This window comes from Micromonospora sp. NPDC051300 (assembly GCF_044455315.1).
Classification (GTDB): domain Bacteria; phylum Actinomycetota; class Actinomycetes; order Mycobacteriales; family Micromonosporaceae; genus Micromonospora; species Micromonospora robiginosa.
The window spans coordinates 73,492-86,439 of sequence record NZ_JBITEP010000025.1; the positions used below are offsets into that span (position 1 = coordinate 73,492).

16 protein-coding genes are annotated in these 12,948 nt (G+C 76.9%); 7 read left to right on the forward strand and 9 right to left on the reverse strand.

What is annotated here, in order from left to right; genetic code table 11:
- Positions 1-130 precede the first annotated feature (130 nt).
- Complete coding sequence (locus ACIA5A_RS24030) at positions 131-1,387, forward strand: low temperature requirement protein A (RefSeq protein ID WP_396766398.1); 1,257 nt, start codon at positions 131-133, stop codon at positions 1,385-1,387.
- Here the strand turns inward: ACIA5A_RS24030 and ACIA5A_RS24035 are convergent.
- On the reverse strand, positions 1,348-1,893 hold the full coding sequence (locus ACIA5A_RS24035; RefSeq protein WP_396766401.1) for a hypothetical protein: 546 nt from the start codon (positions 1,891-1,893) through the stop codon (positions 1,348-1,350). The two genes, ACIA5A_RS24030 and ACIA5A_RS24035, sit on opposite strands and share 40 nt — an antisense overlap.
- Before the next feature lie 74 nt (positions 1,894-1,967).
- Between ACIA5A_RS24035 and ACIA5A_RS24040 the strand changes: the two genes are divergently transcribed.
- Both ACIA5A_RS24040 and ACIA5A_RS24045 read left to right on the forward strand, forming a co-directional pair.
- Positions 1,968-2,567 (forward strand): TetR/AcrR family transcriptional regulator, encoded by a 600-nt coding sequence (locus ACIA5A_RS24040; protein ID WP_396766404.1) that lies wholly within the window; start codon positions 1,968-1,970, stop codon positions 2,565-2,567.
- Positions 2,568-2,577: 10 nt separating this feature from the next.
- Positions 2,578-3,507 carry a diacylglycerol/lipid kinase family protein gene (locus tag ACIA5A_RS24045; protein ID WP_396766407.1) on the forward strand — a complete coding sequence of 310 codons (930 nt, stop codon included), beginning with the start codon at positions 2,578-2,580 and terminating at the stop codon, positions 3,505-3,507.
- A gap of 4 nt (positions 3,508-3,511) precedes the next feature.
- Here ACIA5A_RS24045 and ACIA5A_RS24050 read toward each other — a convergent pair whose 3' ends face one another.
- The 3 genes from ACIA5A_RS24050 to ACIA5A_RS24060 form a co-directional block, all read right to left on the reverse strand.
- The gene (locus ACIA5A_RS24050; RefSeq protein WP_396766409.1) at positions 3,512-3,772 is read right to left on the reverse strand and encodes a hypothetical protein; all 261 of its coding nucleotides are present in this window, start codon (positions 3,770-3,772) and stop codon (positions 3,512-3,514) included.
- Positions 3,773-3,782: 10 nt separating this feature from the next.
- Complete coding sequence (locus ACIA5A_RS24055) at positions 3,783-4,181, reverse strand: DUF2267 domain-containing protein (RefSeq protein WP_396766412.1); 399 nt, start codon at positions 4,179-4,181, stop codon at positions 3,783-3,785.
- A 71-nt stretch (positions 4,182-4,252) separates the two neighbouring features.
- A complete protein-coding gene (locus ACIA5A_RS24060) occupies positions 4,253-4,585 on the reverse strand; it encodes a hypothetical protein (RefSeq protein ID WP_396766415.1) in 333 nt (110 codons plus the stop codon).
- 107 nt (positions 4,586-4,692) lie between these two features.
- Between ACIA5A_RS24060 and ACIA5A_RS24065 the strand changes: the two genes are divergently transcribed.
- The 4 genes from ACIA5A_RS24065 to ACIA5A_RS24080 all read left to right on the forward strand — a co-directional run bounded on the left by ACIA5A_RS24065 (position 4,693) and on the right by ACIA5A_RS24080 (position 8,222).
- Positions 4,693-5,445 (forward strand): dienelactone hydrolase family protein, encoded by a 753-nt coding sequence (locus ACIA5A_RS24065; RefSeq protein ID WP_396766418.1) that lies wholly within the window; start codon positions 4,693-4,695, stop codon positions 5,443-5,445.
- A gap of 32 nt (positions 5,446-5,477) precedes the next feature.
- A complete protein-coding gene (locus tag ACIA5A_RS24070) occupies positions 5,478-6,104 on the forward strand; it encodes a maleylpyruvate isomerase family mycothiol-dependent enzyme (RefSeq protein ID WP_396766421.1) in 627 nt (208 codons plus the stop codon).
- A gap of 60 nt (positions 6,105-6,164) precedes the next feature.
- The gene (locus ACIA5A_RS24075) at positions 6,165-7,433 is read left to right on the forward strand and encodes an aromatic acid exporter family protein (protein WP_396766424.1); all 1,269 of its coding nucleotides are present in this window, start codon (positions 6,165-6,167) and stop codon (positions 7,431-7,433) included.
- A 75-nt stretch (positions 7,434-7,508) separates the two neighbouring features.
- A complete protein-coding gene (locus ACIA5A_RS24080; protein ID WP_396766427.1) occupies positions 7,509-8,222 on the forward strand; it encodes an RraA family protein in 714 nt (237 codons plus the stop codon).
- Positions 8,223-8,225: 3 nt separating this feature from the next.
- Here ACIA5A_RS24080 and ACIA5A_RS24085 read toward each other — a convergent pair whose 3' ends face one another.
- The 5 genes from ACIA5A_RS24085 to dinB form a co-directional block, all read right to left on the reverse strand.
- A complete protein-coding gene (locus tag ACIA5A_RS24085; RefSeq protein WP_396766430.1) occupies positions 8,226-8,852 on the reverse strand; it encodes a response regulator in 627 nt (208 codons plus the stop codon).
- On the reverse strand, positions 8,849-10,075 hold the full coding sequence (locus tag ACIA5A_RS24090; RefSeq protein WP_396766433.1) for a sensor histidine kinase: 1,227 nt from the start codon (positions 10,073-10,075) through the stop codon (positions 8,849-8,851). The genes ACIA5A_RS24085 and ACIA5A_RS24090 overlap by 4 nt, the downstream gene beginning before the upstream one ends.
- A gap of 10 nt (positions 10,076-10,085) precedes the next feature.
- A complete protein-coding gene (locus ACIA5A_RS24095; protein ID WP_396766436.1) occupies positions 10,086-10,565 on the reverse strand; it encodes an ABA4-like family protein in 480 nt (159 codons plus the stop codon).
- A complete protein-coding gene (locus tag ACIA5A_RS24100; protein ID WP_396766439.1) occupies positions 10,562-11,494 on the reverse strand; it encodes a hypothetical protein in 933 nt (310 codons plus the stop codon). Before ACIA5A_RS24100 ends, ACIA5A_RS24095 begins: the two co-directional genes overlap by 4 nt.
- Before the next feature lie 101 nt (positions 11,495-11,595).
- Positions 11,596-12,783, reverse strand: a complete 1,188-nt coding sequence (gene dinB / locus ACIA5A_RS24105) for a DNA polymerase IV (RefSeq protein WP_396766442.1) — start codon at positions 12,781-12,783, stop codon at positions 11,596-11,598.
- Positions 12,784-12,948 lie beyond the last annotated feature (165 nt).

A 12,948-nucleotide genomic window follows, 5' to 3' on the forward strand; every position in this document is an offset into this window, starting at 1 on the left:
CGTCCGGCCGACCGAGCGGCGTCCGGCCGACCGAGCGGCGTCCAGCCGACTGATCGGCCGAATCGTCCGACCGGCCCCGGCCGCGCCGCCTACCGTCGGCCGGGGGCGGTGCGGCGGCGAGGGGCGGAGCGTGGGAGAGGACCGGGTGGGACGGCACCCGTGGTGGCCGCGCCCGCCCGTGCCGGCGCCGGCGGCCCGCCGGGTCACGCCGTTCGAGATCTTCTTCGACCTGGTCTTCGTCTTCGCGCTCACCCGGATCATGGCGTTGGTCGGGCCGGATCCCACCCCGGCCGGCATGGGCCGCGGGCTGCTGCTGCTCGTGCTGCTCTGGGTGGCCTGGTCGTCGTACACCTGGTTGGGCAACCACACGCGGGCCGATGCGGGGGTGGTGCGCGGCGGGTTCCTGGTCGCGATGGCGGCGTTGTTCGTGGCCGCGCTGGTCATGCCCCGGGCCTGGACGCCCGGTCCGGGGCTGGACGGGCCGTTGCTCGTCGCGCTCGCCTACGTGCTGCTGCGCGTGGTGCACCTGGCGCTGTTCCACTGGGCGGCCGGCGACGACGCGCCGCTGCGCGCCCGAATCCGCTTCTTCGCGCTGGTCAGCGCGGTCGGCTGGGCGGCGCTGCTGCTCGGCGCGGTGTTGACCGGCGCCGGGCACGCCGCGCTGTGGGTGCTGGCGTTCCTGGTGGAGGTGGTCGGGCAGCGCCTGTCCTACGCCCGCCGGGGGAGTTGGCCGCTGCGCAGCCCGTCGCACTTCGCCGAGCGGCACACCCTGGTGCTGATCATCGCGTTGGGGGAGTCGGTGGTCGCCGCCGGGGTGGGCGCCGGCTCGGCGGTGACGTCACCGCCGGTCCTGGGTGCGGCGCTTGTCGGGTTCACGGCGACGGTCTGCCTGTGGTGGCTCTACTTCCGCCGCACCGCGCCCGCCGCGGCCCGCGCGCTCGACGCGGCGGCGCCGGCCCGGCGTGACCGGATCGCCGCGGACGCCTACAGCCAGACCCACCTGATGCTGATCGCCGGCGTCATCTACCTGGCGATCGGCGTCGAGCAGGTGCTGGCGCACGTCTCCGGCGCGGATCCGGCGGCGCGGCTGAGCCGGTCGGCCACCGTGGCGCTGTTCGGCGGCGCCGTGGTCTACCTGACCGGGCGGTTGCTGTTCCGCCGGGTCACCGGACAGCCGGTCGGCCCGGCCCGGCTGGCGATCACCGGGGCGGTCGGTGCGCTCGCGCCACTCGGCGTGGCGCTGCCCCCGGCGGCGGCGCTCGGCGTGCTGGCCGGGTTGCTGCTGGTCGCCGTCGCGGTGGACCGGCGGGGGAGGGCATCGCGACCACCGGCCGCAAGGGGTGAGCCTCAGGCGCCGCGCGGCGCCCGTTTCGGAAAGATGGTGTAGGCCACCGGCCAGAACACCAGCCAGGCCGCCATGGCCAGGGTGAGCCGGGCGGCCCACGCCCACAGCTCCTCGGTGCGGTCAGCGTCGCCGACCAGGGCGACGCCGCCGAGCAGCACCGCGCAGGCGACCGCCCAACCGATCATGCCCTTGCCCCACTCACGCCACTCGTGCCGGGCCCGGGCCCACCCGTAGCGGGGCGCGCGGCGCGGCGGCGGGCCGCCGGCGAAGCGGTGCGCGAACCGCTCGTCGGCACAGCGCACCATGCTGTGCCCGAACGCGACCGAGAAGCCGAGGTACGCGGCGGCGAGGCCGTGCGCGAACGTGGCGGTGCCGCCGCCGCGCAGGTCGACGATCGTGGCGGCCAGCAGGACGAGGTCGACGGCGGGCACGGCGAGCAGCAGGGCGGCGCCGAGCCGGGGCCGGCGCAGCGCATACCGGGCGACCAGGCCGGCGACCAGGAACAGCCAGAACGCCACCTCGCACGCGACGATGACTCCGATGAGCATGCGGCCTCCAGGTTTTAGTACGCTGTGCGACAACAACCCTAGCAACTGCCGTCCACCGACCGCCGGAGGGGCTCATGCCCAAGATCGTCGACCGTGACGCCCGCCGCGCGGAGCTGGCCGAGGCGATGTGGCGGGTGGTCTACCGCGACGGCGTCGGCGCGGCCACGGTCCGCAGCATCGCCGCCGAGGCCGGTTGGTCGCCCAGCGCCCTGCGGCACTACTTCGCCACCCAGACCGAGCTGCTGGTCTTCGCCATGGACCACGTGATGGCCAAGGCGACCGAGCGGTTCACCGCCGGACACCGCGCCGGCACCACCCGCGACGTCGTCCAGGGCATGCTGGAGGAACTGCTGCCGCTGGACCGGCAGCGCGCCCGCGAGGCCGAGGTGTGGCTGCTGCTCGCCGCCCGGACCCGTGTCGACCCCGCCGCCCGGGAACGGATGACCGAGGCCGACGACGGCGTACGCCGCGCCGCCGAACTCGCCGTCGCGCAGCTCACCGGCGACCGACCGCCCGACGAGGCTGCGGTCGCCCGCCTGCACGCCCTGCTCGACGGCCTCACCCTGCACGCGCTGCTGCACCCCGACCGGATGTCCCCGCACCGCATCCGTGACCTGCTCGCCGCCCACCTCGACCAGCTCGCCCGTGGCGGGTCGCCGGCGCTTCCCGGATAGGGTCGCATCCGTGCGGACCAAGCAGGAGCTGTCGGCGGCGATCCGGGAACGACGGCGGGCGGCGCTGGTGGTCAACGCCCACTCCCGCCGGGGCCGGCGGCTCTACGACACCGTCCACGCGCGCCTGCGCGCGGCCGGGTTCACGCTGCTCGGCGCCTATCCCGCGGACCGGCCGGGCGACCTGGACCGGGCGCTCGCCGAGGCGGTCGGGCTCGGCCCGGACCTGCTGGTCGTCGGCGGCGGCGACGGCACCATCGGGGCGGCCGCCCGGCTGCTCGCCCACCGCGACGTCGCCCTCGGCCTGCTGCCGCTGGGCACCACGAACAACTTCGCCCGCACCGTCGACGTCCCGCTCGACCTCGACGCCGCGGTCGCGGTGCTCACCGACGGCAAGGTGATCGACGTCGACCTCGGCCTGATCGGCGACACCCGGTTCACCAACCACGTCGGGATCGGACTGTCCGCCGACATCATGCTGACCGCGCCGCCCCGGCTCAAGCGGGCCGTGGGCCGGCTGGCCTACCCGCTGACCGCGCTCGGGCTGCTCGCCCGGCACCGGCCGCTGCGGGTCACCGTCCGCGCCGAGGGACGGGACCACGCGTTCACCACCCACCAGGTGTACGTGGCCAACGGCGGCTTCCACGCCGGCCGGCCGATCACCGCCGACGCCAACGCCGACGACCGGCTGCTTGTCGCGTACCCGGTGGGTGGGGCCAGCCGGCGCGGGCTGCTGCGCGAGACGGCGCGCAACGCCGCCGCCGGCCGCCGCCGCACGCTCGGCGAGGAACCGTTCCTGGCCGTCCGCCAGCTCTGGCTGGAGACCGACCGGCCGGCCCGCATCGAGGTCGACGGCGAACCGTACGGGCAGACGCCGGTGCGCATCGGCCTGGACCCGAACGCGCTGCGGCTGATGGCCCCGGCGGACAGCCCGGACCGCTGACCGGTCACCCCGGCGGGTCCTCGTCGGGCAGCGGGATCTCCTGGTTCTGCTCCACCGCGTCGGCCGGGTCCAGGTCGTCGCGCACCGACTCGCCCAGGCCGGCACGACCGCTCGGCGGGCGCAGCACCCCCTGCTCGGCCAGGTCGGCCTCGGCCGCCTCGGGCACCGCGTCCGGCACCGGATCGGGCGGGCCGACGACTGTCACGTCCTGCCGCTGCTCCTGCGCGTCGGCCTCCGGTGGGCGGCGCAGCGCGTCCTCGCTCATCGCCGCGCCCTCACGCCGGGCGCCGCACGAACGGCGCGCCCTGGTCGACCACGTCGCCGTACTCGGCCGGAAGCTGGGCCACGGCCTGCGCGTACGCGGCCGGGTCGACGGCGTCGCGCAGCACGTCGAAAACCGCGACCACCCCGTCGCGGGCCGCGACGGCGTCGACGTCCGCGCGCCCGCCGACCCGCGACACGAACTCGTCGAGCCCGAACGTCTCGGCCGCCTCGGCCGGGCCGAACGCGTACGCCCGCAGCGCCTCCGGGAGCCGGTCGGCCAGGTCGCGGGCCTCCCCGCCGTCGATCCGCTCGGCCAGCGTGGTCAGCGTGGCCCGGGTGACCGCGGTGGCCTGCTCCGCCGACGCGCCGCAGCGCCTGGCCACCGCGCCGATGAACTGGTCCTGGTCCATCTCGCCGCCTCCCTCTGCCGGGACAGCGGGATTCCCGCGCTCGGCCGCCGCAAACGGACCGGCGGCGCGGCTCAGGCGACCCGGGGCGCCGGCCAGGCCACCCGGTGCGCCGTGCCGCTGATCTCCCCGGTGCGCGCCACCGCCGGGTCGGTCGGCGCGTCCACCGCTCCGACGGTCTCGCCCGGACCCCGGGCGGTGCCGTCGCGCACGGCGGTGAGCAGCGCCAGCAGCCGGTCGACGTCCCCCTCGGCGAGGCGGAACGAGCCGCGACACGCCGGGCCGCGCCAGAGCGACAGCACCACCGCGCCACGGTCGGGGTGGTGACTGACCCGCAGCGTCCGGTCCTCGCCGCGCAGGTCGGCGAACAGGTCACCGACGGCGGGCATCGGTCGTACCTCTCCCATCGACCCAGCATGCCGCAGACCCGACCGGCCGGGAAGGCCCGAGGTGCCGGGCCCGACGGCCGGGAGTAGCGTGCGTCGCGGAAACACCCGGCGAGGAGGTCAGGACAGTGCAGCCGACGATCGTGGACGTGCCCACCCCCGACGGGACGGCCGACGCCCTCCTGGCCCGGCCGGACTCCGGCGGGCCGTTCCCCGGCGTCCTGCTCTTCATGGACGCGTTCGGGCTGCGGCCCCGGCTGGCCGAGATGGCCACGACGATCGCCGCCCGCGGATACGTCGTGCTGGTGCCCAACCTCTTCTACCGTGCCGGCCCCACCCCGCCTGTCGACATGTCCGCGCTGGCCGACGACGGCCGGCGGGCCGAGTTGTTCGCCCGGGTCGGGCCGATGATCGCCGCGCTGACGCCGGAGACGGTCGGCCGCGACGCCGCCGCCTACCTCGACTTCCTCGCCGCCCAGCCGGACATCGCGCCCGGACCGGCCGCGATCACCGGCTACTGCATGGGCGGCACGAACGCGCTGCGGGCGATCGAGGCCCACCCGGACCGGATCGCCGCGGTGGCGGCCTTCCACGCCGGGCGGGTGGTCACCGACGCGCCGGACAGCCCGCACCTCGGTGTCGGCGCGGTGACCGGCGAGCTCTACTTCGGCCACGCCGACCAGGACGCGTCGATGACCGCCGAGCAGATCGCCTATCTGGAGAAGGCGCTTGACGCGGCAGGCGTCACCTACCGCTCGGAGGTCTATCCGGGCGCCCACCACGGCTACACCCAGGCGGACACCCCGATGTACGACGAGCGGGCCACCGAGCGGCACTGGGTGGCGCTGTTCGATCTGCTGGAGCGCACGTTCCGGGGCTGACCCGGACGGCCCGGCCCGGCCAGAATGGTGCCGTGGACGCCCACCTGCTGCCGATGATCGCCGCCGAGCGACGCCGCGCGGCCGACCTGATCGACTCGCTCACCCCGGCCCAACTGGACACGCCGAGCCTCTGCGGCGCGTGGACCGTGCGCGAGGTCGCCGGGCACCTGGTCTCGCCGCTCGTCGAGCCGCCGTGGCGGCTGCTGCCGCTGCTGGTGGGCGCCGGTTTCCGGCCGCACGTGGCGAACGCGCGGCTGGCCCGGCGGGTCGCCCGGCGGCCACCGGGCGCGCTGGCCGCCGCGCTGCGCGAGCACGCCGAACACCGCTTCCGCCCGCCCGTGGTCGGCTGGCACGGCCAGCTCACCGACCTGCAGGTGCACGGGCAGGACATCCGTCGTCCGCTCGGCCTCCCCGCCGACCTGGACCCGGACCGGCTGCGCGTCTCGCTGGACTTCCTCACCGGCGGCCGGGCGGTCGGATTCGTCGACCGTCGACGCGTCGCCGGGCTGCGCTTCGAGGCCACCGACCTGGGCTGGTCGGCCGGGGACGGGCCGGTGGTGCGCGGCCCGGGCGCGGCGCTGCTGCTCGCGCTGACCGGCCGCCGCGCGGCGCTGGCCGACCTCACCGGCGAGGGGGTGGCGACGCTGGCCGCCCGCTGACCCGGCGGCGCCGGGGTCGGGCGGGATGATTCGCCGGGTCGGCGACGGGTAACCGCCGCCATGCCCGAGCGCCGCGCCGACACCGTGCACTCACCGCTGGACCGGGCCGCCGTGCAGGGCCGGCAGGCGTTCTCGGCGGCCCGCAGCAGGAGCGGGGCGGCCGGTCGACTCCGGGTACGCCAGCTCGAGGTCACCCTGATGATCGCCGCGCAGGCCGGGCTGGCCGCCGCGCTCGCGGCGCTGCTCGCCCAGTGGCTGCTCGGTCCGGGCGCACACGTCTTCGCGCCGGCCGCCGCGGTCGGCACCATCGCCACCGCGATCGGTCAGCGCGCCCGGCGCACGCTGGAACTGCTTGTCGGTGTCGGCCTCGGCATCGTCGTCGGTGACCTGCTGCGTGACCTGCTCGGCTCCGGCGCCTGGCAGACCGGCCTGGTGGTCGGCCTGGCCATCGCCACCGCGTTGGTGGTGGCCGGGCGCGGCGGCGCGCTGGTCGGCCAGGCCGGCGGTACGGCGGTGCTGATCGCCACGCTCGCCCCGGTCCAGCCCGGACTGGAGCTGCCCCGGATCTTCGACGCGCTGGTCGGCGGCCTGGTCGGCCTGTTCGTGGTGGCGCTGCTGCTGCCGGTCAACCCGATGCGGGTGCTGGACCGCGCGGCCGCTCCGGTGGTCACCCGGCTCACCGCCCAACTCGACGCCACCGCGCGAGCCCTGGCCCGACGCGACGCCGACGCCGCGCAGCGCGCCCTGGAGGACCTGCGCGGGCTGGAGCCCGACCTCGGGCGGCTCAACGAGGCACTGAGCGGGGCCGAGGAGGTCGTCACCATCGCGCCGGTCCGCTGGCACCGCCGGGCCGAGTACCACCGCTTCGCCGAGGCCGTCCAGCACCTGGAGCGTCTCATTCTCTACGCCCGGTCGGTGGCCCGCCGCTCCGCCACCGCGCTGCAGTACGACGAGCCGATCCCGCCCGCGTTGCCCGAGGCCACGGCGCGTCTCGGCGACGCGGTCCGGGAGCTGCACCGGGCATGCCGGATCGGCGCCGACCTGACCGGCGCCCGCAGGTTGGCCACGGAGGGCGCCGAGTTGGCCGGCCGGGCGTGGGGGCAGGGCGTGCGGGCCTTCGGCGAGGCGATGATCAGCGACCTGCGCACGGCGGACAGCGAGCTGCTCCGTGCCACCGGCTGCCCGCCGGACGAGGCGAACCGCGCCGTCCGCCGGTGCGCCGGAGCCGGTGAGGCGGCGGTCCGTCCGCCGGCCCGAGCCCGGATGCGACGGCCGGCGCGGCGGCGGGCAGGTGGCCGGCGGCCGGTCCGGTCTGTCGCGTCCGGCTGACACGCGACAGGTCATCGAGCCACCGTGCGCGGACTGGCACCTGCCCCGGCCGGTGCGTCCGGTTAGCGTCGGCCCATGGACACCGATCACCGTGCCCCGGCGGCGCGGTTCGCCGCGTTGACCACCGCCCACGTCGCCGACGCCTGCCTGCGCGCCGGCGTGCCGGTCCGGTGCGCCCCGGCGGCCGTGCGCCCGGTGCTGGCCGGGCGGCGGCTCGCCGGTCGGGTCCGGCCGGCCCGGCACGCCGGCAGCGTCGACGTCTTCCTGGAGGCGATCGACCGGGCGTCGCCGGGGGACGTGCTGGTGGTCGACGACGGCGGGCGCACCGACCGGGCCTGCGTCGGTGACCTCGTGGTGCGGGAGGCGCGGGCGGCCGGCCTGGCCGGTCTGGTGGTGTGGGGCGCGCACCGGGACAGCGTCGACCTGGCGGTGGTCGGGCTGCCGGTGTTCAGCGCCGGCGTCACCCCGACCGGTCCGCTGGAGCTGGACCCGACGCCGGCCGGCGCGTTGGACTCGGCGCGGGTCGGCGAGTGGACCGTCGACGCGGGCGACGTGGTGCTGGCCGACGACGACGGCGTGCTGTTCGTGCCCGCCGAGCGGGTCGGCGAGCTGGCCGACCTGGCCGGGTCCATCCGGGACACCGAACGCCGGCAGGCCGACCGGATCGCCGCCGGCGAGTCGCTGCGCGCGCAACTCCGGTTCGGCGACTACCTGGCCGCCCGGGCGGCGGACCCGACGCTGACGTTCCGGGCACACCTGCGCGCGCTGGGCGGCGCGATCGAGGAGTGAGGCTCAGCCGCCACGCGCCCACAACGCCAGGCGGACTCGGTTGGGGCTCGCGGTCTTGGTCATCAGGCTGGTGATGTGGGTCTTCACCGTGGTCACGCCGATGTGCAGGCGTTCGGCGATCTCGGTGTTGGACAGCCCCTCCGCCACCAGCGCGAGCACGTCCCGCTCGCGGGCGGTCAGCTCGGCCGCGCGCCGCGGCGCGTCGGTCCGGGCGTGCACCGCCCGCTGGACCAGTCGGCGCAGCACCTCCGGGCTGAACGGGCTGTCCCCGGCGGCGGCCCGGCGCACGCCGTCGAGCAGGTCGGCCGGCGGCGCGTCCTTGAGCAGGAAGCCGCAGGCGCCCGCGGTCAGCGCCGGGTAGAGGTGGTCGTCGTCGCCGAAGGTGGTGAGCACCATGATCCGGGTGGCGGGCCGGTCGGCGAGGATCCGGCTGGTCGCGCTGATCCCGTCGACGCCGGGCATCCGCAGGTCCATCACCACCACGTCCGGGCGCAGCCGGGCGGCCAGGGTCACCGCGTCGCGGCCGTTGTCGGCCTCGCCGACGACCTCCAGGTCGGGATGGGCGTCGCAGAGCATGCGCAGGCCGGCACGGATGAGGTGCTGGTCGTCGACCAGCAGCACCCGGATCACGCCGACTCCGGCGCGGCCGACCGGGGCAGCGGCGCCCCGGCGGTGGGCCGCTCCGGCCCGGCCGGCGGCAGCACGGTGCGCACCCGCCAGCCGGCCCCGGTCGGCCCGGCCTCCAGCCGACCGCCGAGCACCTCCACCCGCTCCCGCATCCCGACGAGCCCGTGGCCGCCGCCGGACGGCACCCCGGCCGGCGCGGCGCCGTGCCCGTCGTCGGTCACCGCCCAGTGCACGGCGCCGTCCACCACCGACACGGCCAGCCGGGCCCGGGCCGCCGCGCCCGCGTGCTTCGCCACGTTCGTCAACGCCTCCTGGGTCAGCCGCAGCACCGCCTGTCCGCGGACCGCGTCCAGCGTGCCGACGGCCGCGTCCACGTCGGCCTCCACCACGACGCCGGCCTGCCGGGCCCGGTCCACCGCCGCGCCCAGCGCCGCCGGCAGCGCGCCCAGCTCGATCACGGTCAGCGCCGCGTCGCCGCGTACGCCGTCGGGGTCGCGCAGCACCGCGACCAGCCGGCGCAGGTCGGTCAGCGCCGCCGTGCCGGTGCCGTGCACGTCGTCGAAGACCGCGCCGACGCGCGGGTCCAGGTCCGGCAGCACGTGCCGGGCAACGCCGACCCGCAGCACCATCGACGCGACGTGGTGGGCGAGCACGTCGTGCAGCTCGCGGGCGATGGCGCTGCGTTCGTCGGCGCGGGCGGCCCGGCTCTCCGACTCGCGTCGGCGTTGCTCCGCCGCGGCCCGTTCCTCGGCCTGCCGGCCCAGCTCCCGGGTGGTCCGCACGACCAGGCCGAGCAGCAGCGGCAGGCCGACGGTGACGGCCAGCCCGAACAGCCCGGTGAGCGCCTGCCGGATTGGGTCGCCGACCAGGTCGGTCAGGTCGACGACGACGAGCAGCCCGGCGGCCAGCCAGAACGTGCGCGGGCGGGTGGCCCGCATGGTCAGCTCCAGCAGCGCCCAGCTCGCCCCGACCTGGTTGATCATCACGTCGTCGACGAGCGGGAACGCCGCCGCCAGCAGGGCCGCCTGGAGCAGCAGGTTCAGCAGCGGCCGGCGGTGGCAGAGCAGCGCCACGGCGAACGCGGCGAGCGCGAGCAGCCACTGCGTCGCGGTCGGCCCGGGCCGGCCGTGCGCGCCGACGACCAGGTAGCCGACGCCGCTGAGGTCCAGCAGCAGCATCCGCGCGAGCGTGTCCCGCGCGTCGAACAGCCGCCCCACCCAGCCCACGGCCGCCAGCCTAGGCAACCGGCGCGGCGGGAGCCACCGCGCCGGTCCCGCCGCCGTCGGCCGACGTCGCGACCGCCGGTCGCCATCGGGTCCGCAGTCCCAGGTGGACGGCCAGGCCGAGCGGGCCGAGCAGGATGGTGAGGACCAGCACCGGGGCGGTGAGCAGCGCCGGCACGCCCCGCTCCCGGGCGTCGGCGAAGATCCAGCGTTCGACGAACAGGTCGAACCCGATCATGTGGGCCCAGGCCGCCGCCGCGCCGTCGGCGGTGCCGAGCAGGTCGCGCAGGCCGTCCAGCGTGGGCGCGGTGACCACCGGCAGCACGGCGCCGAGCGCCGGCAGCACCAGCAGCGCGTACACCAGCAGGACCGGCGCCACGACGAGCGGGGAGCCGACGATCCGGGTGGTCCACGACCAGCGCGGGGCCAGGATCATCAGCGCCCAGAACGGGGCGGCGAGGGCGAACGTCAGGCCGAACAGCGCGCCGCTCATCGGGCCAGCGCCAGTCCGGCGTGGCGGGACCGGCGGGCCAGCACCAGGCCGGCGGCCGTCGCGGTGGCGAGCGCCAGCGCCAGCGCCAGCGCCACGGTGAGTCCGTCCGGGCGGGACAGCGGCTGCCCGCGCAGCGCCTGCCAGGTGAGCAGCAGCGTCACCCCGGCGTACGCGGCGCCGCCGACCAGGACCAGCCGGGCCCGGGTCATCTCGTCCAGCCGGGCGCCGAGGAACCGGTCCAGCAGGATCGCCAGCAGCGGCAACGCCTGCAACGCGTGCAGCCCCACGAAGTGCCCGACGCGCAGGTCACCGCCGGTGGTGCTCCAGCCGACGAGCGGCAGCCCCGGCCCGCCGTCCGGCACGCCGACGCTGTGCGCCCCGGTGATCCCGGCCGGCGCGCCGGCCGGCCGCTGCGACACCATCGGAAAGGCCACCAGCATGCCCAGCAGCGACACCCCGAGCCCGAGCCGGACCGCGTACCCGCCGGCCCGGTCCGGCGTGCGCCGGCGCAGCAGCACCACCGCGAGCACGACCTGGGCGAGGAACAGCACCGTGATCGCCGCGCCCATCACGTCGAACAGCGCCGCGTTCAGCGGCGTGGTGCCGTTGAAGTGGCTGGTGGTGCCCCGGACGACCTGGCCGACGATGACCACCATCTCGATCACCGAGACGGCCACGATCACGGTGGCCGCCCGTTCGGCGGCCCGGCTGCGCGCCGGCAGCAGGGACAGCATCCAGGCCAGCGTCACGCCGTAGAGCGTGAACGAGATCGCGAACTTCAGCGGCTTGAGCCAGGCGGGCGCGCCGGTGAGCACCCGGGGGTCGGCCACCACGCCGACCGCGGCGACCACGGTGAGCACCGCCATCGCGGACACGAGGAGCATCAGGGGGCGGTGCCAGCCGGCCGCCCGGTTCCACACGGTAGTCATGCCTGTAGATGCTCGTGGTCGCCGGAGCCGGTCGCGCCCGACCGGAAGCCGAGGTCACGGCCGGTGGTCCGAGCCGCGTCTCCTACCGGGGGAGGAGACGCTCAGTCGGGCAGCCGGGGCATCTCCACGCCGGGGTCGCGGCCGAGCAGCACGCCCCGGGTCACCGCCCGGGAGCCGAATCGGTCCCGCACCGCGTCGAGCGCGGCGTCCAGCGCCGGGCCCGGGTCGGCGGTGAACGGCAGCGTGAGCTGCGTGTGCCCGTCGTCCAGGTTGCCCACCGACACGCCCAGCAGGGTGACGCCGCGCCGCGCGATCTCCGGCAGCGCGGCGCGCAGCAGCGTGCGGGCGGCGGCGCGCAACGGCGCGGTCTGCGCGGTCGGCTCGTCAAGCGTGTGCGCGCGCGTCGCCCGGGTGTAGTCGGCGAAGCGCAGCCGCAGCGTCACGGTGCGGCCGGTGCGCCGGGCGTCGCGCATCCGCCCGGTCACCCGGTCGACCAGCCCGGCCAGGACCGCGTCCAGCTCGGCGGGGGAGTGCGGCTCGCGGCCCAGCGCGTGCTGCGCACCCATCGACGAGCGGCGGCGGCCCACCTGCACGGCGCGGGGATCCCGGTTGTGCGCCAGGGCGTGCAGGTGCCGCCCGGCGCCGGCGCCGAGCAGCGACACCAGGGTCGGCTCGTCGAGCCGCGCCACCTGCCCGACCGTACGCAGGCCGCGCTCGCGCAGCCGGCCGGCGGTGACCGGGCCGACGCCCCACAGCGACTCCACCGGCAGCGGGTGCAGGAAGGCCAGCTCCCGCTCCGGCTCGACGACCAGCAGCCCGTCCGGCTTGGCCACCCCGCTGGCGACCTTGGCGAGGAACTTCGTGCGCGCCACGCCGACCGTGATCGGCAGGCCGACCTCCCGGCGGACCCGCTCGCGCAGCGTCGCCGCGATGCCGGCCGGCGGCCCGGCCAGCCGTCGCAGCCCGCCCACGTCGAGGAACGCCTCGTCGATGCTGAGCCCCTCGACCAGCGGGGTGGTCTGCCGGAAGACGGCGAACACCGCCCGGCTCGCCGCCGTGTAGGCAGCCATCCGGGGCGGCACCACGATCGCGTCCGGGCAGAGCCGCCGCGCCTGCCGGCCGCCCATCGCGCTGCGCACGCCCCGGGCCTTCGCCTCGTAGCTGCACGCGAGCACCACGCCGCCGCCGACGATCACCGGCCGGCCGCGCAGCCGGCTGTCGTCGCGTTGCTCGACCGAGGCGTAGAACGCGTCCAGGTCGGCGTGCAGGATGGTGGCCTCGCCCGACACCCGCCCATTCTCGCACACCTGTTCGAATGATGCGGGCTGACCTGGCCGGACGAGGGCCGGGCGGCGGGGGGGGCCCCCCGGCCGCCCCCCCGGGGACCCGCCCGGGTCCCCCCACAAGGGGGGCGGGGAGCCCGCCCGCGGGGGCCCCGGGTCCCCCGACACCCC